Source organism: Chloroflexus aurantiacus J-10-fl (assembly GCF_000018865.1).
Taxonomy (GTDB): domain Bacteria; phylum Chloroflexota; class Chloroflexia; order Chloroflexales; family Chloroflexaceae; genus Chloroflexus; species Chloroflexus aurantiacus.
The window spans coordinates 2,940,501-2,966,220 of record NC_010175.1; the positions used below are offsets into that span (position 1 = coordinate 2,940,501).

Here is a 25,720-nt window from a genome sequence, read left to right on the forward strand (position 1 = left end):
AGCGTGGTGGTGTGGGCGTTGCATGTAGAGGTCATTGCATTAACGACCATTCTTTTTCGCTTCCAGTTCCAGACTGGTCAACGCTGCGCGGAGGTTGGTCAGGGCGGCCTGGGCCTGGGGGGAGAGGTCGGCTTGATCGGTGAAGGCCGTCAGCACTTGATGGGCAGCGATTGCCAGGCAGTCGAGATGCCCCAACAGACAGCCGGCCCGTTGGGCATCGATACGGCTGTTGCCGGATGCCGCATGCCAGTAATCGGCGGAAGGAAGGTAATGGGTTTCGCCGAGAACTTCGAGGGCGAGCGTGCAGCGATCAAGTGCGCGGATTGCCAGCACCTGCTGATTGTTGAGCGTAATCTGACCGGGCGCAATCCGGGTTAACGTGATGTCTTGTTCGGCGCGGCTGACTCCATCTTCGCTCAGGTGTAAGGCACGGATTGGCATCGTTTCAACTCCTTCCCTGATAAGGGCTATGACGGGCAATCACACTCCGGGGTAATTCAAGCGGACACAAGACCAGCAGCACCTGGGCTGGCGTATGGCCGGGGTTATGCCAGCGGTGGGGGAGAGCGGCCTCGAACAGCAGGCTATCACCCGGATTGATGATGAACATCTGATCGGCAACGGTGTACTGAATCTGCCCATTTAAACCAAAGACAAATTCCTGTCCGGTATGGACAATTGCTTCAGGGCCACTACCGGCGCCGGGTTCGAGCGTGACCAGCAGCGGTTCGAGGGTGCGGTTGATCATGCCTGGGGCGAGATCGGCCATGGCACCGTGCGGGAAGAGGCTGGCGATGGCCTGACCTGCCGGGGTGAAGACGATACGTTGCTGTGGCACATCGGGCGTAAAGAAGGTACTAACCGGAACCTGTAGAGCCACTGCAAGACGTTGCAAGGTGCTGACACTCGGTGACGTGCGACCATTTTCAATCAGACTGAGGGTATTGACGGCAAGCCCGCTCGCCTCGGCGAGGGCGCGGATTGATAAGCGCCGTTGTTCACGCAGGGTCCGAATGCGTGTACCAACGTCTACATTGCCAATTTCACCAACGAGATGCGGACTACTCACTGGATCAACCATAGGTGGCACCGGCTATCTTTCTAACTCGGCAGCTTGATCTGTTCATTATTATAAGACATTTTTCTGATTTTCACACAACAAAATGGTTGTCTTTCAGTAACTCAACCAACGGCGATAGTGGTGTTTTTGATCCACAGGTGGCAGCGATGTCTGAGACCAACCAAACCGTGAGGTGCTGGTGACCCGCAGTGAGCGTGTGTTGTTCGCCAGGAAAGACAGTAGCGACAAGGCCGGTCAGATCAGGGTGGGATTGTGCTGTCTAACGTTGTTGGGTCAGCATTGAAAACATGCCCGGTGCCGGTGACATCTGGCAGTAGCGCTCTCTGGCGTAGCCTGGTTTGGTGGCGCATGCGGGATGCGGGCAATACGCCGGTGGGTGTGACAGACAGCCTGTGATCAGGCATTGTGCAACATGTACAAATCCCCCTGCATACCACGATGCAGGGGGGAAGCAATCAACAAAGACCTGGAGGGTGCTAATCGGCTGCCGGGGTGCGCTGGCGTTGCCGCTCGTACTTTTCGCGAGCGCGGCGGGCCAGGGCGAGGGCGCGGCGCTCACCGTGCTTGGCAATCGAGTAAGAGGTGCGGCGAATACGATTGCCATCACGCCAGGTCGCTTCGTAAACCTCACGCCCATCTTTGATCGTGCGCCGTACACCGACAATACCGGTGCTGGTGCGGGCAACACCGATGACCTGACGCTCGGTCCGCGGCTTGCCTAGCTCGCGTTCGGTTGCGTTTCGCCACTCGATAGCTGCGGCGAGTGCGGCCAGTCTGTCACCGTACACCGAGTCGGAGAAGAACTTGCTGCGGCGCTGCTTATTCCAGGTGACGCGCACAAAATAGCCGAACGTGCGCTTGGCCGGGTGGTCAATGCGCGTAATCCCCTTGTGCTTTGTGGTCTTGGGGCGGAGACGGGCAGGCAACTTCTTCGTGTCAGCAACAACCGGTGTGGTCGGCGCCGATAGCAACTGACGAGCCTGCTCTGGATCGAGATCGGGCAGCGGCTCATAGCGCAGGACGGACATCGGATCATCGTCAGGATGTGATTGAGGATGCCCATTAGTGGTTGTCGGCTCGGAAGCCGGCAGATTCACCGGTCGCACAGCGTGTCGACGAGGCATTGCTGATTGCTCCTTTTGAAACCTCAGATAGCCTGTACCATAGTGATTATATCGAAGGTTGAAACCTCTGCTTTCTATATTACCATATTTTGCCCGCCAACTGCACAGAAATCCTGGGCAAAAAAGTACAAATTTGGCTGGATGGAGCGTCTAATTTACCGCGATATAATTTGTGATTTGTTGCACAAATTTTGAAAAAGCGATGGATTTTGTCACAATTACGCTAAGGAAAAGTTTCCTTTTCGACAGTTGGCGGGGGAAGGAGTTGGGGGGACTATGGAATAGGGATGGATGGGATATACGAACGTATGCGGAAGATAGGGTTTGGGTAGGTGCTGAATGAACTTACTCCCGGCCCCGCTTCCGTAGTGCGCTATGGATTACCCATAACTATACGCATGGTGTCAACCATGTGCTATCGTGAGCAACACGCCAGGGAACAGTCGTACCGTGAGCGGTGCTCATCAGGGACGGAACGCAGTGTGATTGCAGCGGGAGACGTCGTGCCGAATCGTGGAGCAGGGTGCTTGAGTTGATGTCATCACGCTGTGCTGTGGTGCGCCTGTTGCCTACGCGACCCTGATGATGGGGAATGGCTGAACGCAGGCCGACAGCCTACCCTACAGCGTGCTGGTGCCGGTGGTGTGGAGGGGTGGGTTCCGTAGGGGCAGGTTCCGTAGGGGCGGGTTCCGTAGGGGCTGGTTCCGTAGGGGCGGGTTCCGTAGGGGCTGGTTCCGTAGGGGCTGGTTCCGTAGGGGCGGGTTCCGTAGGGGCGGGTTCCGTAGGGGCGGGTTCCGTAGGGGCAGGTTCCGTAGGGGCGGGTTCCGTAGGGGCGGGTTCCGTAGGGGCGGGTTCCGTAGGGACGGGTTCCGTAGGGGCGGGTTCCGTAGGGGCGGGTTCTAAACCCGCCCCTACGGATGGCACCTGTACCGTTCATCTTACCATCCAAGGGATGAGGTAGTGGGTTGCGACCACGCCCGACGATCTTGAAGCCACGGCGGGATTGCCGCTTATCAGCATGGTTTTTTGTCCGTTTAAGGGGGTTTTTTACTCAGGCATGTATATCATGTGTAGTGTATGCTCTTGATTGTCTGATGATAAGGATTTGTAACATGCTCCCAACCATCCTCCGTCTCATCACTATTCTCGTTCCAGGGTATGCAGCGATCTGCGGAGTAATCTATACGTTTCAAGAACGTCTGATCTTTTTTCCTGATCGTGACCCGCCTGGTACGCATTATGAGTTTGGTATTCCGGTTGAAGAGGTCTTGATTCCGGTTGAGGGGGCGCAGCTCCACGCTTTGTGGTTTCGTCGGTCTCAGGCCAAAGGGGTGATCCTCTATTTTCACGGGAATGCCGGGAGTTTGCGCACCTGGGGAGAGGTGGCGCCGGAGCTGGTTCAGTATGGTTACGAGATGGTGATGGTTGATTATCGCGGGTATGGTCAGAGCACGGGCACGATTCAGAGTGAGGCGGAGTTGCACGCCGATGCTGCCGCTGTCTATGAATGGGTGCGGCAACGCTATCCTGAAGAGCAGATTGTGCTCTATGGCAGATCGCTGGGGAGCGGGCTGGCCACGCGATTGGCGGCTGTGTATCAACCGGCGCTACTGATCCTTGAGAGTCCCTTCTACAGTGTTGAAGCGATTGCCCGTCGGCAGTTTCCGTGGGTGCCACCCTTTTTGCTGAAGTATCCTCTGCGTTCTCATGAGTGGATCGGTCAGGTGCGTTGTCCGGTGGTGATTATTCACGGCACGAATGATTCGGTGGTGCCTTTCGCCGATGGCGAACGATTGGCGCGCGAAGTAAGAGCGCCGCTGGCCTTTTATCCGATTGTTGGTGGTGATCATAACAATTTGATGACATTTTCTATGTACCATCATGCAATTCAGGTGGCGTTGAAGGAATTACCATGAGTTTTCTTTGATTAATTTAGAGATAATTTTTAGATATTTCGGATAAATGAGGAGGTTGTTTGTTGGTTTGTGAATAAAAATACAATGGGAATACATGTAAGTTAAAGAAAAGTTGATAAATTCCCGGAATATCGGTCTTGACAAGATGGTTATAATGTAAGCGCGATATGAATACCGGGAAATATATATATCCAATCATAACTTCTTTTCAACTTTAATCGCCTTCATTCCTCTCGCTTCCTTCTCTTTTCCCGGTCTTGTCTCAGTCGAGGAAGATGTTTGTTTGTGCTGGCCCGTTGGGCGCGCCACTGCTGCTGTTGATCTGGAATGGTAGGTTGCGTATCAGGGTCTCGCTTGCTACCGCTGGCTTGTCGTGATAGGGACGTTGGATCATTCATCATTGACAGGCCAGATGCTTGTGGGGCGTGGTTGCCGTGTTCGGCAGGGTGAGCGGTGCAATACGCGCCTGGTATTGAGTACGGTGGATGCGGAAGCGTGGCTTCCGCACTCCAAACTACGCGACACGTGGATCGGTGCGTGTGGAAGGTAGACAATCCAGCGTGTGATTGCGGTGCAGGAAGGTCGGATCATTCATCATTGACAGGTCAGATGCTTGTGGGGCGTGGTTGCCGTGTTCGGCAGGGTGAGCGGTGCAATATGCGCCTGGTATTGAGGATGTGGAAGCCACGATTCCGCACTCCTGCGGTGACTGACCATGGCGAACCGATGACTGCATTGTCGGCCATGAAACGGATCACGGGGGCAATATACGCCTGATGGATCGCCGTGTGTGATCGGAGTCAGGAGCGGTAGTACTGTTGCAAGCCGCGGAGTTGCGCTGATGAGATGGGGTGGGCTGGTGAGTCTGGGTGGCGGAGAGGTCGGTCTGTTCAAGGAGCAATTGTATGCCGGTTACGCTGTCTTATCCGGGTGTGTACATTGAAGAGGTGCCGAGTGGCGTGCGCACTATCACCGGTGTGGCGACATCGATTACCGCCTTTGTTGGGCGGGCGCGGCGCGGCCCGGTGAATGATCCGGTACGGATTCAGAATTTTGGTGATTATGAGCGCCTCTTTGGTGGTTTGTGGGAAGCCAGTACGATGAGCTATGCGGTGCAACACTTTTTTCTCAATGGGGGTACCGATGCGCTCATCGTGCGCCTGACCAACGGTGCGCAGCGGGCACAGTTCAGCCTCGCATCGGTCAGTGGGCCTGATAACCTGGTGTTGGAGGCGAGCAGTGAGGGTGCCTGGGGTAATGATTTGCGGATTGCGATTGATCACGATACCCGTCCTTTGAGCAGCGCCGAGGCTGATAAGGTCTTTAATCTGACCGTGGTTGAGGTTGTGCCGGGGAGCAATCCGTTGCAGGCGGCGCGGCGGGAAACGTTCCGTAATGTCTCGATTGATCCGACGGCGCCGAGCTATGTGGGAACAGTGCTGGCTCAGGAGTCGCTGCTGTTACGGGTGCCCGATCCGTATCCCGGTACGTTCCCGACGGTGCGTCCGGCGGTTGCTGGCACAGCAGGTGATCTCAGTACCTTCACCGCGCCAACGACGAACGGTTCTGATGGCAATCCACTGACCAGTGCGCAATACGAGGGTAGTTTTGATGATAAGACCGGTGTGTATGCTCTGCGAAAGGCCGATCTCTTCAATTTGCTCTGTATCCCGCCGTTTACCCGTGATACGGATGTGAGTGAGGCGGTCTGGACGAGGGCTCTGCAATTTTGCCGCTCGGAGCGGGCATTTCTGATCATCGATGCGCCATCTGGCTGGAAGAGTATTGCAGCGGCGGTAAGTGGGATTGGTACGTTCAGTGCGGCAGTGGCGCGGGATGATCACGCGGCGATCTATTTTCCGCGGGTGCGGATACCCGATCCGTTGCGCGAGAATCGCCTGGAGGAATTTGCTCCCTGTGGTGCGGTTGCCGGTGTTTTTGCCCGTACTGACGCGCAGCGTGGGGTGTGGAAGGCACCGGCTGGTCAGGACGCGACCCTGTTCGGTGTGCGGGCGTTAGCCGTCAATCTTACCGATGGCGAGCAAGGGCAGCTCAATCCGTTGGGAGTGAATTGTCTGCGTTCATTTCCGGTCAGTGGCAATGTGGTTTGGGGGGCACGCACGTACCGGGGTGCCGATCAGTTGGCGTCGGAATGGAAGTATATTCCGGTGCGTCGGCTGGCGTTGTTTATCGAAGAGACGCTCTACCGCAGTCTGCAATGGGTGGTCTTCGAGCCGAATGATGAACCGTTGTGGTCACAAATTCGCTTGAACGTCGGTGCCTTTATGCAAACGCTCTTTCGCCAGGGTGCGTTTCAAGGTCGCTCCCCGCGTGAAGCGTATCTGGTGAAGTGTGACCGTGAGACAACGACCCAAACCGACATCAATATGGGTGTGGTCAATATCGTGGTTGGGTTTGCGCCACTCAAACCGGCTGAATTTGTCATTATCAAGATTCAGCAGTTGGCCGGTCAGATTGCAGTCTGATCGAAACTCTCTGCGGCTTGTCACTTCGGAGCGGGGTCGGGGGTGAGCGGTTGGATTTGCAGCGATAAGGGGACACTCTATGGCTCAGTTTAGCGTGAATGCGCAGCGCTTTGATCCCTACAAGAATTTTAAGTTCCGCATCAAGTGGGATGGTCGGTATGTGGCCGGTGTGAGTAAGGTTTCTGCCTTGAAGCGTACTACCGAGGTGGTTGAGCATCGCGAAGGCGGTGATGCCAGCAACGTGCGCAAGTCGCCGGGACGCACCAAGTACGAGCCGATTACGCTTGAGCGCGGTGTCACCCACGACACCGAATTTGAGAAGTGGGCGAATAAGGTGTGGAATTACGGTTCCGGCCTGGGAGCAGAGGTTTCGCTGAAGGATTTTCGCAAAGACATCATCATCGAGGTCTACAACGAAGCCGGTCAGCTCGCGATTGCGTACAAAGTCTACCGTTGTTGGGTGTCGGAGTATCAGGCGCTGCCCGAACTCGATGCGAATGCCAACGCCGTCGCTATTCAGAGCATCAAACTGGAAAACGAGGGTTGGGAGCGCGATTACGACATCGGCGAACCGGACGAACCGACCTTTACTGAGCCGCAGTAGCAATGATGACGGTTTCGGCTTCAACTGTACTGCATATCTGGGAGACGGGTATGGCGCAGCCGCCGGTTGTGCGGGCGCTGTCGCTGTTGACGCCGTTTTTCCAGGATCAGCCGCTGGCCGGGCTACCTGTTGGTGCTCGCGATGCGCTGTTGTTGCTGGTGCGAGAGTGGCTCTTTGGCACCCAGATGCCCTGTGTGGTGCGGTGTCAGCAATGCGCGGCACGGCTTGAGTTTACGCTGGCGACAACCGATCTGCGCGCGCTGTCCCCCACCACAACCGTGCATCAGGTCGATCACGCAGGGGAGACGATCACCTTTCGGTTGCCGACGAGTGATGATCTGCTGGCCTTCCCGGCGGGTGCGGCAACGCCACGGCTGATCATCGAACGCTGTCTGCTTGAGGCACCGGCAGCGTTGTCGGGTGATGCCCTGACCGCCGTAGCTACGGCGATGGCGGAGGCCGATCCGTTGCTCGATTTCCGCATTGCGCTGACCTGTCCGGAGTGCGGTCATGCGTGGTCGGCGCCGTTTGATGTGACGGCGTTCGTCTGGCAAGAGATTGATGCCTGGGCACGCCGATTATTGCACGATGTGCATACGCTGGCCCGTGCTTACGGTTGGGGCGAACGCGACATTCTGGCTCTTAGTCCCTGGCGACGGGCTTTTTATCTGCGGTTGGTGAGCGATGAACGATCCATTGGCTAATCTGTTGGCCCGCAGCTTTGGCAGTGAACTGAGGGATAGTGTTCAGCCACGTCTGCCATCGCGATTCGAGGTGCCTGTAGCGTCAGATCACGCCTATGAGGCTGTATTACCCGCTCAGCCGACAGGGATGCCGGACTCAGCGTTGCCGCTTATGCCGCCGGTGGTGCCGGCAATCCCCCCACCCATCACGTCGTCCGCTCCAGGGGCGACTGCACCGGCTACTTCGCCAGTGCATCGTGGTGAGACATTATCGCCGCCGAATCATCTGCTGGCATTGCCGACGATTGACGGTGTACCGGCGGTGTGGGGACAATCGCCAACCGGTGTCACACCGCAGATGAATGTGCCACCACAGGGGCAGCGGGAATCGGCCCCACGAACCGATCCGGCGATAACGGACAATCATCCTCTGCATCCTGCACGAGCGGCCTGGCTACCGGCTGACGTAGCTGGAGCGCCGACTCATCACGTCGCGCCGGATGAACCAGTCTCAGCAGTCGGGCGGGCGGCCACACTGCAACCGCAAGCAGAGGCGCGACCTGAGCGATTGGAATCGGTGATGCCGCTTATTCCGGCTGCGTCGGCGGAAACCGGGCCATCGCCGGCACCGCGTTCTCCGCGCATCTCGATCACCATCGGGCGGATTGAGGTACGGGCAGCGCCACCGGTGACAATCCCGCCGGCGCAACCACGGTCGCGGCAGACGCGACCGGCGCTCACGCTTGATGAGTATCTCCGGCGACGTGATGGAGGAAAGCGATGAGTAACGCGCTGGCAATCGCTGCGGTAACCGCCGTGTTGCGTGATCTGTTGCAAGATGGTCTGATCGACCACGACATCACCGGTACGCTGGGTGATGTCACGGTGAGCGTACTGTCGCCGGCGCAGGCATTGGCCTCGTTCACGCCGGGGAGTGGCCAGCTCAATCTCTTTCTCTACCGGACAACGCTCAACGCCGGCTGGCGGAATTATGGTCTTCCTTCCCGATCTGCCGGTGGCGATCTGGTGAGCGATCCGCCATTAGCGCTCGATCTGCACTATCTGCTCACCGCGTATACTGATCAGGATTACCTGGCCGAGCTGTTGCTTGGCTATGCGATGCAACTCCTGCACGAAACACCTGTCCTGGCCCGTGATGCCATTCGGACTGCGCTGGCCCCACCGGCACCGGTCAGTGGGGTGGGCTTACCGGGGACGACGCGGGCCAGCCTGGTGGCTGCCGATCTGGCCGACCAGATTGAACAGGTCAAAATCACGCCGCAACCGTTGACGCTTGAAGAGATTTCGCAGATTTGGTCGAGTCTGCAATCACCGTACCGGCCCAGTGTGGCCTATCAGGCATCGGTGGTTTTGATCGAGAGTCGGCGACCAACCCGTCAGGCATTGCCGGTGCGGCAGCGCAACTTCTACGTGTTGCCATTCCGGCAACCACGGATTACGCAGATCGGTTCACAGCGCAACAGTGCTGAACCGATTAGCGTGCAGCAGCCGATCCTTCCTGGTTACCGACTGGTGGTACGTGGCCAGCAATTGCGCGGCGATGACGTTGTCTTGCGGATTGGCGAGACTGAAGTGGTGCCCGACCAGATGACCGACACGCAGCTTATCGCACCGTTGCCGTCCACGCTTCGTGCCGGTATCCAGGCAGTGCAGGTTGTGCATCGGTTACAGATTGGGACGCCCCCCACCCCGCACCGCGGCGTTGAGTCGAATGTGGCAGCGTTTGTCTTACACCCCATCGTTACGGCCACAGCCGGCCCACGGGATGGTGATGGGAATGTCACTTTTACCATCACCCTGACGCCGCCGGTAGGCAAACAACAACGAGTCGTACTGTTGCTTGACGAAACGCCACCGCCGGTCAACCGATCACCGTTGTCGTTTGCGTTTGCGTTACCGGCACGACCGGCGGCCTTGCCGCCTAATGATACCGATGACGTTTTGACCTTTACGACGGCCAGTGTGCCGGCGGGAACCTATCTGGTACGGGTGCAGGTTGATGGGGCTGAAAGCCAGCTTGAGATGAGTGGTGGCGTCTTTAGTGGGCCAACGGTGACAGTGCCATGACGACCGAAACAACAGTTGATTGGTTGACAGCGAATCACCGGTACCTGGTGGCGGCGCTGGCGGTGCTTCGTTGTCGTGTAACCGGCGCCAGCGCTGATCAGTCTCTCGCCCATGCCTTGCAGGCATTAGAGGCAGCGCGGGCTGACATGCCGGCATTATCGGCGCTGGACCGACTTCAGATCATCTTCGGCCTATCTGACTTTGAGACTGGCTTGATCTTGCTTTGCGCCGGTGTCGAACTTGATAGCAAGCTGGCGGCAGCCTGTGCCGCATGGCAAGGCGATCCACACCGCTTTCGGCCAACGGTTGGGATGGCGTTATCGCTGTTGCCGGGTGCGCATTGGAGTGCGTTCACGCCGACGGCACCGTTGCGATATTGGCGATTGATCGAGATGGCTGAGGGTGAACCACTGGTGACGACTCCGCTCCGCATTGATGAGCGGGTATTGTTCTATCTGTTGGGAGTAGCAACCCTGGATCGCCGCCTGCAACCATTGCTGCGTCTGCTGCGACCATCCACCCCGCTGCCGCAGGCGCATGCCGATCTGGTCAAGCGGATTGTCGCGCTGTGGGAACGCGAAGCTGAACCTTCGCCGGTGCAGATGTGTGGTGCTGATCCGGCGCAACGGCAGGCAATTGCGGTTGCGGTTGGCGAGCACGTGGGGCGCGTCGTGTATCTGCTGCGGGCCGAGGATGTACCACCGGACATGATCGAACAGGAGACGCTGGCCCGGATTTGGGAGCGGGAAGCGGCGCTGAGCGGTGGGTTGCTCTTGATCAGTGTGGGGGATACCGAACCGACACGGGCGCTGGCGCACTGGCTGGAACGGGTACAGGGGATGGTCATCCTGTCCAGCGCCGATCCGTTGCCGATGAGTGAACGATTGGTTGTGCGCTTTGAGGTGCCGCAGCCGGATCGGCGCGAGCAGCAGGCGCTCTGGCAACAGATACTGAACGAGCACGGACGGAGTCTGAACGGTCATCTGGATCGGTTGTTACAGCAGTTTACGCTCGGCGCAAACGCGATTCGGGCCGTCACTATGACGACCACAGGTGATGGTGAAGCCGATTGGTGGGATGCCTGTCGGCTTCAGGTGCGCACCCGGCTTGATGGTCTGGCGCAGCGAATCGAGACCAGGGTCGGTTGGGACGATCTGGTGCTGCCGGAAGAACATCTGATGACACTCCGCCAAATGGTGGCGCAGGTGCGGCAACGGGTGCGCGTGTACGAAGAGTGGGGCTTTGGTTTGCGCGACAGGCGGGGGCTTGGTATCAGCGCCCTCTTCGCCGGGCCGAGCGGTACCGGTAAGACGCTGGCGGCTGAGGTACTGGCTAACGAATTGCGTCTCGATCTCTATCGCATCGATCTGAGTGCGGTGGTCAGCAAGTATATCGGCGAAACCGAGAAGAATCTGCGGCGCATTTTCGATGCTGCGGAGGGTGGCAGCGCGATCCTCCTCTTCGACGAGGCCGATGCCCTTTTCGGGCGGCGCAGCGAGGTCAAAGATAGCCACGACCGCTACGCCAATCTGGAAGTGAGCTATCTCTTGCAGCGGATGGAGGCGTACCAGGGGTTAGCCATTCTCACCACCAATATGAAGCAGGCGATTGATACCGCTTTTCTGCGGCGAATTCGCTTTATCGTCAATTTTCCGTTCCCCGATACAGCTCAGCGCCAGCGTATCTGGCAGCGCGTCTTTCCTCCACACACACCCCTCGCCGGGCTGGATTGGGGCAAGCTGGCCCAGTTGAATCTTGCCGGGGGAAATATTCGCAGCATCGCGCTCAACGCTGCGTTTCTGGCTGCCGAGGCCGGTGAACCGGTGCAGATGGCGCATATTTTGAGCGCTGCGCGTAGTGAATACGCCAGACTCGAAAAGCCGCTGACGGAAACGGAATTGCGGGGGTTTTCGACCATTGATCGCACCCGTTCAGTTCAGGGTCGTCGGTAGCCGGCTTGTCCGGGAGAGGAGCGCCTGATGGCTGTTGAGATTGATCTGCACATCGAGGAAGTGCTCTTCGTTGGTTGTCCTGGGATTGACCGGGAACGAGTCCGGGCCGCGCTGGTCGATGAATTGACCCGACTGTTGCTGGAGGCTGAGGGGGTGGCGTCAACGTGGCGCTATCGCGAGATTGATCTGGTTGATGGTGGTACCCTGCGCCTGACGGGGATGACGCCGGAGGCTATCGGTCGGCAGATGGCGCTGACCATATTGCGGAGTGTGCAATGATCAGGGTGGTTGTGCGGCAATCTGCCCAGACCGGTGAAGTGGCCCGGCGGAAACCGGTGGTGGTCACCCCTGCCCGGCCCAGGTCCCGGCGCGTCAACGCGACCGACAAGGATGGTGCTGAAGCGGCACGGCCACTCTCCGCTCACGAAACCGTTGGGCTGACGGAGCTGTTGGCGCAGGCGATGACCTTCCCGCCGGTGCCATTACCGCATCGTGCTGATCTGGAGGTGCACTTCGCCCAACCCCTCGCGCAGATTCCGGTCTATGCCAATCCGGTTGCCGCGCAGGCTCTGGCGCTGGCGCACGCTGAAGCGCTTACCTATCAGGGAGCGATCTTTCTCGCCGATCCCCATCCGTCACTTGCCCTGATCACCCACGAAGTTGTACACGCGCTTCAGATGCAATCGGCGGCTGCGCCCATGCCCAACCAGCAGGTGGTGGCGGCGAACGATCCGGCTGAGCACGAGGCGGCAACGCTGGCCGATCAGGTCGAACGCACGGCAACCACAGCGCTGGTACCACCCCATCTGGCAGTTACCACCACGCTCCCCGCTACTGCCCTGGCATTACGGCGAACCACTCCACCATCACCGACTGCTGAGCCGGCGACAATGGCATTTCAGCGCACCGTTGACCGCATGCCGCAACCATCACCATCGAGCCAGACAGCGGAGAGCCAGGCATCTGCCCCCCAGGCTGAAACGTTACCGGTGCCGGCGCTTGAGCCGGATCAGCCGCCACTGGAATTGCCACCAGCACCGACACCGGGGATCAGTGAGGCCGAGGTAGCGGCCCAGCAGGCGGCCATGGCAGAAGCCAGTGCCACTCTGAGCGCAGCCTCCGATCCAGAGGCATTGATGGCGGCGTTTGCCGACGCGCCACCAACCCTCAAAGCCCAATCTGCGGCAACCCTGGGCACCGACACGGATCGGCTGGCGAAGGCAGAAGTCGCTCAATTCAATGCTGACGTGCCGGACATCCACGCCACCCTCACCTCAGCAGTCGAAGAGCCACCACCATTGACGGTGGTATCACCGGACACCCGCCCCCCTGAACTGACCGTTGAAGGAACGTTACCGCGTGGCGAAGTGCCATTAACGCCCGATCCCGGTCGTTATACTGCCAACGACCGCCTCACTGCCGATGTCTCGCGTCTGATGAGCGGTACAGCCGAAGATCGGGCGACCCAGATTGCTGAACAGTTGCGCTCGGTGCAGGTTCAGGACGACACAGTTGTTACCTCACCTGGGGTACCACCACAGATACCACTGACCGACGGCGCCGATCCAGAGCAGATCGACAATCACCTGCACGAAGGTGTCAGCCAATCGCGCCAGCTTCGTGATGAGGCTGCGCAGGCTGTGATCAATGGCCCCGGACCTGAACAGGCGCAACCGGTGGCCCTCGATGAAGCCTACGCTGTGGGTGAGCTGATACAACCGACTATTGCCGCACCGACCATGCCGGAAGGACCGCAGGCATACCTTGAGCTGGGTCTACCCCCCGACGTACAGGTAGCCTTTGATCAGCAGCAGCATGCGGCAATGGCGGCGAATATGGCCGCTGCCCACCAACAGGTAGTCGACGCCGGTGCCGAGCGCGATCAACAACAAGCCGCAGCGATCAGCGAGGCGCAAACCCAGGCTCAGGAGCAATCGGCCCAGGCCGATGCCCGCCAACGGGACGGGGTGATGGAGGCGCGCAACCAGATCCAGAACGCTCGTCAGGAGACCCTGGCCGCGCAACAGGCGGCAGTGGCCGACATCGAGCAACAGGCAACGGTTGAGCGTACCGCTCAGCGTCGCCAGGTTGACGAGCGAGTTCGGGCTGATGAAGAGCAGATCACGCAGCAGTACGCTACGGCGGAACGTGATGCCCAGGCTGAAGTAGCAGACGGTGAGCGACAGGCCGCAGCCGAACGGGATCGTGCTACCCGTGAAGCCGAAGAACAGAGCTGGTGGGATCGGGCAGTCAATGCGATACGTGATGCCTTCGCGGCATTGACCAGGGCAATCGGCGCGATCTTCGATGCGGTGCGGCGGGCAGTGAATGCCATTCTGGATGCAGCAAAAGCATTTGCAATGAGGCTGATCGACGCTGCCGTATCGTTTATTAATGGCTTGATTGCCGCATTTGGGGCATTCCTGAAGGGGTTGATCGATACCCTGATCGGCAGTATCTTCCCCGAACTGGCAGCCCGACTCAATGCTGCCATCGACGGCGCAGTTGCCTTTGCGCAGAACGTTGTCAACACGGCAGCAGCGACCCTCAAAGCCGGAATTGCCGCGATTGTCGAAGGCTTACGCGCCGGTTTGAACGCGATCATCAACGCCTATCAGGCCGCACTCACCGCTGCGCTCAGCGTTGTCCAGGCCGTGCTTACCGGTGATTGGGCGGCGCTGGCACGCATGGCACTGGAAGCGGTGCTGAAGGTGGCCGGGGTTGATCCAGAGACGTTCTACCAGTTTATCGGTCGCGCTCAGGAGACCTTCCAGATGATTCTGGACAATCCCGGTGGTTTTGTCAGCAATCTGGTCGACGCATTTCTGAACGGCGTGCGGCAATTTGCCGACAATTTCTTGAGCCACCTGCAAGCCGGCATTATCGGCTGGCTAACCGGTGCGCTCGGTGGGGCCGGAATTACGTTGCCCGAACGGTTTGACCTCATGGGAGTCCTGAGCCTGATCCAGCAAATCCTGGGTTTAACCTGGGAACGGCTACGCGAGCGGGCAGTGCGTTTGATCGGCCCCCAGGCCGTTGCCGTGATTGAATTTGTTGCCGGTTACCTGCAAACGTTGATCGAAGGCGGATGGGATGCGCTCTGGCAGCGGATACGCGACGATCTGGCCGGTCTGCGCGATATGGTGTTCGATAGCATCAAAAACTTCTTGCTCGAACGGATTGTTATGGCGGCGATTACCCGACTGGCGACGATGTTTAATCCGGTGGGAGCGATTGTCAATCTGATCATCGCCGCCTACAACCTCTTCACCTTCTTGCGTGACCAGTTAGCGCGCATTATCGAAGTCGTGCAGACGGTGGTCAACGCCATTGGCGATATTGCCCGTGGCGTCATTCAGCCGGCAGCGCAGCGGGTGGAAGAGGTTCTGGCCCGGTTGTTACCGCTGGCAATCGATCTGCTGGCGCGTCTGCTCGGTTTGGGTAATGTCGGCAGGCGAGTTCGCGAGATCATTGAACAGGTGCGGGCTGTCGTTGATCGCGCCCTCGACCGCTTGATCGAGCGGGTACGGGGTATGTTCCGGGGTGGGGGGGATGCTGCGTCAACTGCGGCTCGTCCCTCTGGTGAGCTGGCAATTCCCTTTACCGCTGATGGTCAGCATCATCTCTATGTGCGTATCATCAACGGGCGGGCCGTGATGACAATTGCCAGTCAAGAGCAAGATTTTGATCAATTTGCTGCCGGGCTTGAGCAACGCATCCAGGCACTACCCGAAGGTCCTGACAAAAATCGCCTGCTTCAACAACTTACCCATGCCCGGCAACTATCAACCACAGTTGAGACACGGCAAACACAGGCAGCAACCCGTGCCGCTCAGGAGCGCGGCGGCAATATTCAGAGTCAACTTGATCAGCTTATTGCAGCGCTGTCAGCAGTTATGGTGCGGGCAAGCAATGTGCCGTCTGATTTCACACCTGGTGTCATCCAATACAACCCACAAGGGGATCGCGCCAGACGTGCTCACGGTTGGCTGGGCAAGAAACAACCACGCGATGCTGAAGATCAGGCACGTGTATCAAGACCGGTCAACGACGCGATCCGACATCTGGCAGATCAAGGAGTCTCGATTAACACCACGTTTGATGCCGGTCACCTGATTGCCAGTCGCTACGGTGGAGATGGCCGCTGGCACAATTTAGTACCGATGGAAGCGAGAATGAATAGGAGCTGGTTTAGCGCGTTTGAGGCGAGAGTACAAACACACGTCGATGCCGGCGAAGCCGTTTATGCGGATGTTGAAGCACAATATGGTGGCGATCCTTTTGCTCGCTTGCTCGGCGAGACGGAAAGAACACAATTGACGGCTGCGCAACAGCTTGCTGCTGCCACGGCTTTTGAGCGCATTCCACAAGCGATTGTCGTGTCTGTTGGTCGCCGTTCTGGTAATGGTCCTGATCAACCTCTCTTTAACTTAACCTTTGATCCGCGTCTGCGTCTTTCACTCACAATTGGACAGTCTCGTGAAGGATTGGTTGGTCAGGAGACAGTTCCTCGCGCACGAGATGTTTTTCAGCGACGTGATGAAGAATGAAGTAAGGGATTATTATGCGCTCGGCTATTCGTCAATTGCAATCCCAATCTCAGTATGTGGCCCACTCTGGTGTGAGGCAGCATACCCATCCCCTCGACCCGGCCACCAGCACCCGCTTCGCGCCGCGCTTCGGGTATGACCTTAGCACCGTTCGTATTCATCACGACTGCTCGGCTGCGGTTACTGCCCGGAGTCTCGGTGCCGCAGCGTACACCATCGGGCGCGATGTCTTTTTTGCTCCCGGTCAATACGCTCCGCATACACCTGCCGGACAACGCTTGCTGGCCCACGAGTTGACGCATGTCGTACAGCAGGCTGAAGGGACGCACGGACAGAGTCTGCACGCGCTTGAGGCGGAGGCTGAACAGCATGCTAACACCGCAACAACGCCAGCACCAATCCATCGCCTGCGTCCGCTGCCGGAGCCGGCTCAGCCACTGCTTCAGTGCTACCGTGTGCCCGGTTCGTTACGCTGCCACGATGTGGTTGACTGGCTGAACGCCAACTCGCCCTACGCGCCGGAATGGGCCGAAACCCGTTGCACCTACGATTTCAACGGTGGTGTGCAGACCCGCAGTGAGACCTTACGTGACGGACGAGTGCGGGTGACTGCACGGGGAACGCCTTCGGCTACGGTTGGTGTTGACTGTCCGATTGACCGACCTGAATGGGAACCTACGGATCGGCCCAACCGTGATGCCGAGGTTGCCGCCTGGCAGGCGATGCGGGCAACCCTCGACGCTCATGAAGCCGAACATCGCCGGATCGGCCAGCGCTGGCGGGCTATTCTGGAAGGACGCTTTCGGGCTGTCAGTTTCACGGTTACCGGTAGCGACGCTGCGGATGCGATGCAGCAGGCCCAGGATCGGTTGACCGCTCTGCAACAACAGTGGCAGGCTGACGCCCAGGCGGCCCAGGATGCGATTGATCCATTCCGTGGGGCAGTATTGCGCTGCCCCTGAAGCAAGGATGCCCTATGACCACGTTTCCTCGTTCACCACGTCTGCTGAAAGGTGCTCTGGTCAGTTTCGATCTGCCCAATCCGCAGCCGGCTGTCATCATCTTTCAGTACAACCCCGACACGCTGTCGCGTACCCTTGAAGCTCAAACCGGCAGTGAGGGCAGTGATGCGCTGCGGATTAAGGGCGCACCGGTTGAAACGATCAAGCTGGATGTTGAACTCGACGCGACCGACCAGCTCGAACAGGGTGGAGCGGCACTTGGTTTACACCCACAACTGGCGGCCCTGGAAGTGCTCATCTATCCAAAAAGCAGTCTAGTAGTTGCAAACACGACCCTGCTCAATACCGGCACGATTGAAATTCTGCCACCACAGGCGCCCTTCACGCTCTTCATCTGGGGGCCGAAGCGCGTGCTGCCGGTTCGCCTGACCGAGTTTAGCATTAGTGAAGAGGCGCATGATCCGCAGCTCAACCCCATTCGGGCAAAAGTCTCGCTCGGTTTGCGGGTGCTGAGTTACAACGACCTGCCACTGACGAATCCCGGTTACCATCTCTTTCTCGCTCATCAGATTGTCAAAGAGACGATGGCAGCGACGGCGCGGAGTAGCTCGCTTGATGCGACCGGTGCCGGATCACTGTCGTTGTAAGGAGGAATGCCTTGTTTAATCCCAACAGCCGCTACTATCGGATCGCAACCGCAATCTACACCGATACCGATGGCCGGGAAATTGTCTATCTGCGTCGTCGCTTCTTACCGCAGGGTGCTGCTATGCCCCTCCTGGCCGAGATTGAAGTAACCGGTGCCGACCGTCTCGATCTGATCGCTACCAACGCCTTCGGTGACCCCGAACAGTTCTGGCGAATCTGTGATGCCAACGATGCTATGAATCCCTTTGATCTGACGGCTGAGATCGGGCGGCTATTGCGGGTCGCAGTGCCGACCTTTGAAGGGTGATCGCAATGAGTTTACGTAGTACCCGGCTGACAATGCTGATCGGCCCGACGATTCCGGTGCCTGCGCCACCGCCACTGCTGGCAGCCATAACCAGCGTTGAAGTGACCCATCGCGACGAAGGCCGGTCGGGGTTTCAGGTCGTCTTTCAGATCGGACGGGAAGCGGGTGATGTGCTCGATTATGCACTGCTCGCCGGCCCGGTGCTCCGCACCGGCAACCGCCTGGTGCTGATCGTCTGGTTCGGTGCATTGCCCCAGGTGCTGATGGACGGTCTCATCACCAATCAACAGCTCCAACCCGGCGATCAGCCCGGTTCAGCAACGCTCACCATCACCGGCGAAGATGTGAGCGTGGCGATGGATCGGGAAGAAAAGTCGGTTGAGCATCCGGCCCAACCTGAAGCGGTGATTGCCCTCAAGATTATCGCTGGTTATGCCCAGTACGGCTTGATCCCGGTGGTCATTCCGCCGCCAACGATTGATGCACCGTTGCCGACCGAACGGATTCCGGTGCAACAGGCAACCGATCTGGCCTACCTGCGTCAGATGGCCGAACGGTTTGCCTACGTCTTTTACGTGATGCCCGGCCCGGCACCGCTGACCAACACCGCCTACTGGGGACCGCCGGTACGGATCGGCGTTCCCCAACGGGCACTAACGGTCAATATGGGTTCGGCAACGAATGTCACCTCGATCAATTTTCAACACGACCCGCTAACTGCAACAACGCTTACCGGCCAGGTGCAGGATCGGTCAACCGGTCAGCGCATCCCGGTGCGCTCGTTCGCCAGCCTGCGTCCACCCCTTGCCAGCATGCCGGCACTCGCCTCGTTTGCCCGCAGCACCATCTTTCGCGGCGCCGGTCTGGGTGTGGCACAGGCCATGGCCCAGGCGCAGGCTGCTACCGATGCGTCGAGCGATGTGTTGACGGTCGAAGGTGACCTTGATACCGGACGGTACGGCAGTTTGTTGCAGGCGCGCGGGCTGGTAGGTCTGCGCGGTGCCGGCTTTAGTTACGATGGCCTCTACTACGTCAAACAGGTCAAACACCAGATCAGTCGTGAAGGGTATAAGCAGAGCTTTACGTTGACCCGCGAAGGTCTTGGTTCGACGGTACCGGTGGTGCTGCCATGAATCAGTTTTTCGGCAAATACCGTGGCAAAGTTGAAAACAATATCGATCCGCTGCAACAGGGGCGGGTGCAGGTGAGTGTCCCAGCAGTGCTTGGCGATGGTCGCCTGAGCTGGGCAATGCCGTGTGTGCCCTTTGCCGGCAATAGTGTCGGTCTGTTCCTCGTCCCGCCGACCGGTGCCAATGTGTGGGTGGAATTCGAGGGGGGCGATCCCGATTACCCGATCTGGAGCGGCTGTTTTTGGGCGCCAGGTGAAGTGCCGGCCTCACCTGCGCTGGCCGAGATGAAGGTCTGGAAGACGGCCACGGCCACCATCACCATCAACGATGTGCCGGGAGCAGGCGGGATCACGATTGAAACAACAACCGGGGCCAGGATTGCAATCTCGGCCACCGGGATCGAGATCGTAAATGGGCAGGGGGCCTCGATCAAGCTAACCGGGCCACAGATTTCGCTCAATGATGGAGCATTGGAGGTGACATAATGCCGGGATTTCTTCTCCACGTCGGGGCGACGGTGCTCTGTGCTCATGGTGGTCAGGCGCAGGCCACTGCTCCCAACCCCAGGGTACGGGTGGGCGGGCAGCCGATTGTTACCATCAGCGCACCGCATACCGTCGCTGGATGCCCTTTTTCAACGGCCAGCGGTCCAATGCCATGCGTCACTGCCCAATGGACAACTGGCGCGAGTCGGGTACGGGCCGGTGGTGTACCGGTCCTGTTGCAAGACAGTCAGGCCACGTGCGTCCCTAATGGCACACCGGTCAATATTGTGATGACGCAGATGCGGGTGAGGGGGAACTGATGCAGATCGCCTTTCCGTACACGATTGACGGCAGCGGGCGTACTGCCCAGGCCGGTGATGATGACCATATTCGCCATTTGATTGAACAACTCCTCTTCACCGCTCCCGGCGAACGAGTCAATCGACCGGGCTTTGGTGCCGGTTTGCACCGCTTGATCTTCGCACCGAACAGCACCGAACTGGCGACGGCACTGGAGTTTATGGTACAGGGAGCGTTGCAAGAGTATCTGGGTGAATTGATCCGGGTCGAGACGGTGGCCATAGCGGCTGAAGACGAGCGATTGCGGGTGACGGTGCAGTATGTCGTGCAACGCACCCAGCAGCGCCGTGTGGTTGAGATTGCGAGTTAAGTATGGGCATACAGTTTCGCTGTGCGAATGTGCGCCGGGCACAAGTGCTGGGCACGAGCGCGATACCGCTGAACGGAATTGATTTTCTGGAAGTGCTCGATCAGGACGCGCCGCCTGGCGTGCCACGCCAGCGCACCCTGCTCGTGCAGATGATCAAGCCGGCACCCTGGGGATTGAGTGCGCTGAATGTGCGGATTGACGGCGGCGTGCGCGTTACCGGGATCAGGGTGGTGTGGGTTCTCCGCGCCGCTGATGCGAGTCCAGCCGATGTCGCTGCCGGCCTGATCACCCCTGCCGAACGATCTTTCTACAACGGGCTGCCGGCTGCCGACCGCACGCTGGTGGTACGGGTGAATCAGGCCGGTGACTTTTCCCCCTATACCTTCCGTCTGGTTCGTTCACCGACCGATCCCGCACCTCCCACCGGCTTCGATCCGGTACTGAGTATGGTCGAGTTTTCGTTCAAGGTCGATTGCCCGGCGGAGTTCGATTGCGCTCCTGATCAACCGTGCCCGCCCCAGCCCGCAACGAATCCGCCCATCGACTATCTGGCTCGCGATTATGCCAGCCTGCGCCAGATGCTGTTTGATCGTCTGGCCGTTGTCGCACCCGACTGGCGTGAACGCAACCCTGCCGATCTTGGTGTGGCGATTGTCGAGGGATTGGCCTACATCGGCGATTACCTCAGCTACTACCAGGATGCAGTGGCAACTGAAGCCTACCTCGATACGGCCCGACGACGGGTTTCGCTCCGTCGCCATGCCCGACTGCTTGATTATGTGCCACACGATGGCGCCAATGCCCGTACCTGGGTGCAGGTGCAGGTCACAGCGCCATTGACCTTGCCGGCGAACACACCGCTGCTGACCAGAGTTGGTGGTGCTCCGGTGCGCATCTTGCCCGACTCGCCCGAACTTGCTCTCGCCCGTCAACAACGACCATTGGTCTTCGAGACAATGCATGAGGCACGGCTCTTTCCTGCGCACAACCAGATGACGGTGTACACCTGGGGGGATGAAGGTTGTTGTTTACCGGTTGGCAGCACCCAGGCAACGCTGCGTGGCGATCTGAGTGCAACCCTGCGCCCTGGCGATGTGCTGGTCTTCATCGAGCGGCGCCATCCGCAGACCGGCTATCGCGCCGATGCCGACCCCCAGCGCCGCCATGCTGTTCGCCTGACCCGCGTCATCGCTGCCAGTGATCCACTCGGCGGCCAGTTTGCCGATCCGCCGACCGCCGATCCGGTTGCGGTCACCGACATTGAATGGCTGGCAGCCGATGCGCTGCCGTTTGTTCTCGATCTGCGTGATGTGGCGGTACCCGCCGATGATCGTGATGAGAGCGGCGAAGCTTACCAGCCGGCCAGTGTCGTGTTGGGCAATATCGTTCTCGCCGATCACGGTGAAACTCTGCCCGCCGAGCAGTTACCGGCGGTGCGTGACCCATTACGCTACCGTCCCGTATTAAGCCGTACCGGCATTACCTTCACCGCTCCCTTCGATCCGGCCGAACACACAATCCCGGCAACCCGTCTGGTGAGCGATACCCAACCGCCCGCGACATTGCCGGCCATCACCCTCACCAGCCCTGCCGGTCTCTGGCGACCGGTACCCGATCTGCTCGGCAGCAATCGCTTCCAGACCGAATTCGTCGCCGAATTAGAGCAGGATGGACGTTTGTACCTGCGCTTTGGTGATGATCGCAATGGACGAGCGCCGGCATCGGCTGAACCGCTTGTTGCGCACTACCGCGTCGGTTGTGGCACCATCGGCAATATTGGTGCTGACGCGCTGGCCCATATCGTAACCGCTGAAAGCGGGATTCAGCAGGTGCGCAATCCGCTGCCTGCTCGCGGTGGGAGCGAACCAGAGTCCAGCGCGGCGATTCGCCAGTACGCACCGCAAGCCTTTCGTCGCCAGGAGCGGGCCGTCACCCCTGCTGACTACGCAGTAATGGCCGAACGCCACCCCGACGTGCAGCGGGCGGTTGCTACCCGGCGCTGGACGGGAAGCTGGTATACGATCTTTATCACCGTTGATCGGCGTGGTGGCTTGCCGGTAGATGCCGGTTTTGAAACCGACCTGCGCATATTTCTCGAACGCTACCGCATGGCCGGACAGGATATCGAGATTGATGGCCCGATCTATGTCGCCCTCGATCTGGCCTTCATCGTCTGTGTCGAACCCGGCTACTTCGCAGCGAATGTCAAAGCCGCCCTGCTTGAGCGCTTCAGTCCGCGTACCTTTTTCCATCCCGATAACTTCACCTTCGGTCAACCGCTCTATCTGAGCCAGATCGTGGCCGCAGTGATGGCTATTCCGGGTGTGCGCTGGATCGACACCGCCGGCGGCTCTGGCAAACCGACCCGCTTTCAGCGCTGGGGACAGGCTTCCCGTGGCGAACTGGCCAAAGGCCAGATCGATGTCGGTCGCCGCGAGATTATCCGTTGCGATACCGATCCAAACCGACCTGAGCACGGGCGCATCGAGTTCATCATGGAGGGTGGCCAATGAGCAGTGATCAGCTCGCATCCAACGCACCGTGCGGTTGTGACGAACGGCTCGTGTTACCGTCACCGCATACCAATCCGCCTGCGCAGCCTGCCCTCCACTATCGGTTGGGCACCCTCCAATCCTTTCTCCGTCGCATGATCGCCCGCCTCGCCCAACAACCGGTTGCCGACGGACGCCGTCCGCTCGCAATGTTGACCACCCGCGATCCTGCCGATCCCTCGCTGGCGCTGCTCGATGCAGCCGCCACGCTGGCCGATGTCCTCACCTTCTACCAGGAGCGGATCGCCAACGAGGGCTTTCTCCGCACGGCCACCGAACGCCAGTCGGTCTTGTATCTGGCCCGCGCCATCGGGTATGAACTCAAACCCGGCGTCGCTGCCTCGACCTATCTCGCCTTCACCCTCGACGACTCGCCTGCGGCACCGGCCCAGACCCTCATCCCTGCCGGAACACAGGTGCAGAGCATTCCGGTGAAGCAGGGCGAGCTACCTCAGACCTTCGAGACGACCGGCGACTTTGTTGCCCGGAAAGCCTGGAATCTGCTGCGTCCGCGACCTACTCAACCGCAGCAGCTCGATAAAGGTTCACGAACCCTCTATCTGGCCGGCATTGATACGCGCCTGCAACCGGGTGACTATCTGCTCCTGGTAGGTAGCGAACGCGAGCGCGATCCCGGCAACGAGCGTTGGGACCTCCGGCGTGTGCTGTCGGTAACCCCCTACCCCGACCCCAACGGCGGCTACACCGTAGTAACCTGGGAACCCGGCCTGGGTTCGGATCGACCGCCCATGCGCCCGGCTGCGCAACCGCAGGTCTTTGCCCTGCGCCGTACTGCCCACCTCTTCGGCTTTAACGCGCCTGACTGGCGCCTGATGCCGGCGGATGTCAAAGCCCAATACGCCGGCTCGGCCAGCTCGCTGCCTACCGAATGGCCGGGGTTTGCCATCGACAGTAACAACCCTCAGCTCGAACTCGATGCCGCATACCCCAAAATCGTACCGGGAAGCTGGATCACCCTGCTCACTCCCGGCTACGCTGAACTCTACCGCGTGACCCGCAATGAATCGGTTGGAGTCGCCAATTTTGCCCTCTCCGGTCAGGTCACGCGCCTGACCGTTGATACGACCGAAAACCTCAACCGCTTCACTCGGCGCTCCACCCTGGTACTGGCCGAAAGCGAGTTGCTGGCCGTCGCCGCCGAGCCAATCGTAACCCCGGTGACCGGCAAGTACCTCGACGTGGCCGGTGTCGTTAGCGATCTCCAACCCGGCCAACCGCTCATCGTCAGCGGCAAGCGCAGCCTCACCGACGAACATCCCACCGTTGCCGTAGTATTCGTCGCAGCAGTCCATCCCGCTGCCGACTTCACCACCATCGTGTTACAGGATAAAGGGCTGGATACGATCAGCCTGATCCGCTCAACCACCGTCATCTACGCCAACGTGGTCGCTGCCACCCACGGCGAAACCACCGCGGCGCCAATCGGCAGCGGCGACGGCAGCCGCTCTCATCAGCAATTCCGGCTCAAGAAGTCCCCCTTGACCTATGTGTCGGCAACGACTCCTACCGGTACGGCTTCCACCCTGACGGTGCGCGTCAATGGCGTACTGTGGACGGAAGTACCTTCACTCTACCTTGCCGATCCTGATGAACAATCCTATGTCGTGCGCATCGACGACAACGGCACCGCAACCGTCCTATTCGGCGACGGTGTGCACGGCGCACGCTTGCCTACCGGCCAGGAAAACATTGTCGCCACCTATCGGTTTGGGATCGGCCTGGCCGGTGAAGTAGATGCAGGCGCACTCACCCTGCTCAAGACCCGCCCGCCCGGTGTGCGGAGCGTCACCAATCCCCTTGCGGCGACCGGTGCTGAAGACCCGGAGACCCTTGACGGTGCGCGCCAGAATGCCCCGCAAACCGTCCTGACCCTCGACCGCATCGTCTCGCTGCAAGATGTTACCGATTTCGCCAATGCCTTCGCCGGGATCGGCAAAGCGCAGGCCGCTGCGTTTCGTCACGGTGAACAGATGATTATCCACCTGACGGTGGCGACCGCCGGCGGCGATTCACCGGCAGCGACCGATCCACTCTTGACCAACCTGCGTCTCGCTATCGATGCCGTGCGTGATCCGGCAATGCTGATGGAACTGGCCGGTTTCAGCTCTCTCACCTTCCGACTTACGGCCACTGTCCGCTACGACCGGCGCTATCGCGCCGATGATGTCCGGCTGGCAATTGAAACTGCGCTCACCACCACCTTCTCCTTCGCCGCACGCGAGTTCGCTCAGCCGGTGACCGCCGCTGAAGTCATCGCGTGCATACAGTCAATGACGGGCGTTATCGCCGTTGACCTCGACGAACTGGCGTATGCCGGCGGGCGCACCGGTTCCCATCCGTCACTCCTCGTTGCCCGACCTGCCCGTCAGATCGGCGCCACCATTGCGCCTGCCGAACTGCTCGTGCTCGATCCAAACGGGATCAACCTGACACTGATCGAGGCAGCTCTGCCGTAGTTGGG

At 59.4% G+C, this 25,720-nt stretch carries 21 protein-coding genes; 18 read left to right on the forward strand and 3 right to left on the reverse strand.

Translation table 11 applies throughout. The features are described 5' to 3' along the window. Positions 1–39: 39 nt before the first annotated feature. The 3 genes from CAUR_RS11245 to CAUR_RS11255 form a co-directional block, all read right to left on the reverse strand. Positions 40–441 (reverse strand): hypothetical protein, encoded by a 402-nt coding sequence (locus CAUR_RS11245; RefSeq protein WP_012258018.1) that lies wholly within the window; start codon positions 439–441, stop codon positions 40–42. 4 nt (positions 442–445) lie between these two features. After that, a complete protein-coding gene (locus CAUR_RS11250) occupies positions 446–1,081 on the reverse strand; it encodes a cupin domain-containing protein (RefSeq protein ID WP_012258019.1) in 636 nt (211 codons plus the stop codon). Between the two features lie 476 nt (positions 1,082–1,557). Continuing rightward, complete coding sequence (locus CAUR_RS11255; protein WP_012258020.1) at positions 1,558–2,205, reverse strand: AP2/ERF family transcription factor; 648 nt, start codon at positions 2,203–2,205, stop codon at positions 1,558–1,560. A gap of 1,112 nt (positions 2,206–3,317) precedes the next feature. Here CAUR_RS11255 and CAUR_RS11260 point away from each other — a divergent pair. The 18 genes from CAUR_RS11260 to CAUR_RS11345 all read left to right on the forward strand — a co-directional run bounded on the left by CAUR_RS11260 (position 3,318) and on the right by CAUR_RS11345 (position 25,715). Further along, on the forward strand, positions 3,318–4,121 hold the full coding sequence (locus tag CAUR_RS11260) for an alpha/beta hydrolase (RefSeq protein WP_012258021.1): 804 nt from the start codon (positions 3,318–3,320) through the stop codon (positions 4,119–4,121). A 905-nt stretch (positions 4,122–5,026) separates the two neighbouring features. Next, entirely contained in the window at positions 5,027–6,607 is a 1,581-nt protein-coding gene (locus CAUR_RS11265; protein ID WP_012258022.1) for a phage tail sheath family protein, read from the forward strand. Positions 6,608–6,686: 79 nt separating this feature from the next. Then, positions 6,687–7,211 carry a phage tail protein gene (locus tag CAUR_RS11270; protein WP_012258023.1) on the forward strand — a complete coding sequence of 175 codons (525 nt, stop codon included), beginning with the start codon at positions 6,687–6,689 and terminating at the stop codon, positions 7,209–7,211. A 2-nt stretch (positions 7,212–7,213) separates the two neighbouring features. Then, positions 7,214–7,915, forward strand: a complete 702-nt coding sequence (locus tag CAUR_RS11275; protein WP_242604914.1) for a T4 family baseplate hub assembly chaperone — start codon at positions 7,214–7,216, stop codon at positions 7,913–7,915. Beyond that, positions 7,896–8,678 carry a hypothetical protein gene (locus CAUR_RS11280; protein ID WP_012258025.1) on the forward strand — a complete coding sequence of 261 codons (783 nt, stop codon included), beginning with the start codon at positions 7,896–7,898 and terminating at the stop codon, positions 8,676–8,678. Before CAUR_RS11275 ends, CAUR_RS11280 begins: the two co-directional genes overlap by 20 nt. After that, the gene (locus CAUR_RS11285; RefSeq protein WP_012258026.1) at positions 8,675–9,982 is read left to right on the forward strand and encodes a Pvc16 family protein; all 1,308 of its coding nucleotides are present in this window, start codon (positions 8,675–8,677) and stop codon (positions 9,980–9,982) included. The genes CAUR_RS11280 and CAUR_RS11285 overlap by 4 nt, the downstream gene beginning before the upstream one ends. Next, positions 9,979–11,934, forward strand: coding sequence for an ATP-binding protein (locus CAUR_RS11290; RefSeq protein ID WP_012258027.1), 1,956 nt, complete (start codon positions 9,979–9,981; stop codon positions 11,932–11,934). The genes CAUR_RS11285 and CAUR_RS11290 overlap by 4 nt, the downstream gene beginning before the upstream one ends. A gap of 27 nt (positions 11,935–11,961) precedes the next feature. Then, a complete protein-coding gene (locus tag CAUR_RS11295) occupies positions 11,962–12,213 on the forward strand; it encodes a hypothetical protein (protein ID WP_012258028.1) in 252 nt (83 codons plus the stop codon). Further along, positions 12,210–16,484: a DNA/RNA non-specific endonuclease gene (locus CAUR_RS11300; protein WP_012258029.1), complete on the forward strand. Its 4,275-nt coding sequence runs from the start codon at positions 12,210–12,212 to the stop codon at positions 16,482–16,484. Before CAUR_RS11295 ends, CAUR_RS11300 begins: the two co-directional genes overlap by 4 nt. A gap of 14 nt (positions 16,485–16,498) precedes the next feature. Next, positions 16,499–17,446 carry an eCIS core domain-containing protein gene (locus tag CAUR_RS11305; RefSeq protein ID WP_012258030.1) on the forward strand — a complete coding sequence of 316 codons (948 nt, stop codon included), beginning with the start codon at positions 16,499–16,501 and terminating at the stop codon, positions 17,444–17,446. Positions 17,447–17,460: 14 nt separating this feature from the next. Further along, positions 17,461–18,093: a hypothetical protein gene (locus tag CAUR_RS11310; protein WP_012258031.1), complete on the forward strand. Its 633-nt coding sequence runs from the start codon at positions 17,461–17,463 to the stop codon at positions 18,091–18,093. A gap of 11 nt (positions 18,094–18,104) precedes the next feature. Continuing rightward, positions 18,105–18,401, forward strand: coding sequence for a hypothetical protein (locus tag CAUR_RS11315; RefSeq protein ID WP_012258032.1), 297 nt, complete (start codon positions 18,105–18,107; stop codon positions 18,399–18,401). 5 nt (positions 18,402–18,406) lie between these two features. After that, on the forward strand, positions 18,407–19,534 hold the full coding sequence (locus tag CAUR_RS11320; RefSeq protein WP_012258033.1) for a hypothetical protein: 1,128 nt from the start codon (positions 18,407–18,409) through the stop codon (positions 19,532–19,534). Continuing rightward, positions 19,531–20,016: a phage baseplate assembly protein V gene (locus tag CAUR_RS11325; protein ID WP_012258034.1), complete on the forward strand. Its 486-nt coding sequence runs from the start codon at positions 19,531–19,533 to the stop codon at positions 20,014–20,016. Before CAUR_RS11320 ends, CAUR_RS11325 begins: the two co-directional genes overlap by 4 nt. Continuing rightward, positions 20,016–20,336: a hypothetical protein gene (locus CAUR_RS11330; protein ID WP_012258035.1), complete on the forward strand. Its 321-nt coding sequence runs from the start codon at positions 20,016–20,018 to the stop codon at positions 20,334–20,336. The genes CAUR_RS11325 and CAUR_RS11330 overlap by 1 nt, the downstream gene beginning before the upstream one ends. After that, positions 20,336–20,686 (forward strand): GPW/gp25 family protein, encoded by a 351-nt coding sequence (locus tag CAUR_RS11335; RefSeq protein WP_012258036.1) that lies wholly within the window; start codon positions 20,336–20,338, stop codon positions 20,684–20,686. The genes CAUR_RS11330 and CAUR_RS11335 overlap by 1 nt, the downstream gene beginning before the upstream one ends. Before the next feature lie 2 nt (positions 20,687–20,688). After that, positions 20,689–23,199 (forward strand): putative baseplate assembly protein, encoded by a 2,511-nt coding sequence (locus tag CAUR_RS11340; RefSeq protein WP_012258037.1) that lies wholly within the window; start codon positions 20,689–20,691, stop codon positions 23,197–23,199. Next, a complete protein-coding gene (locus CAUR_RS11345) occupies positions 23,196–25,715 on the forward strand; it encodes a putative baseplate assembly protein (RefSeq protein ID WP_012258038.1) in 2,520 nt (839 codons plus the stop codon). Before CAUR_RS11340 ends, CAUR_RS11345 begins: the two co-directional genes overlap by 4 nt. Positions 25,716–25,720 lie beyond the last annotated feature (5 nt).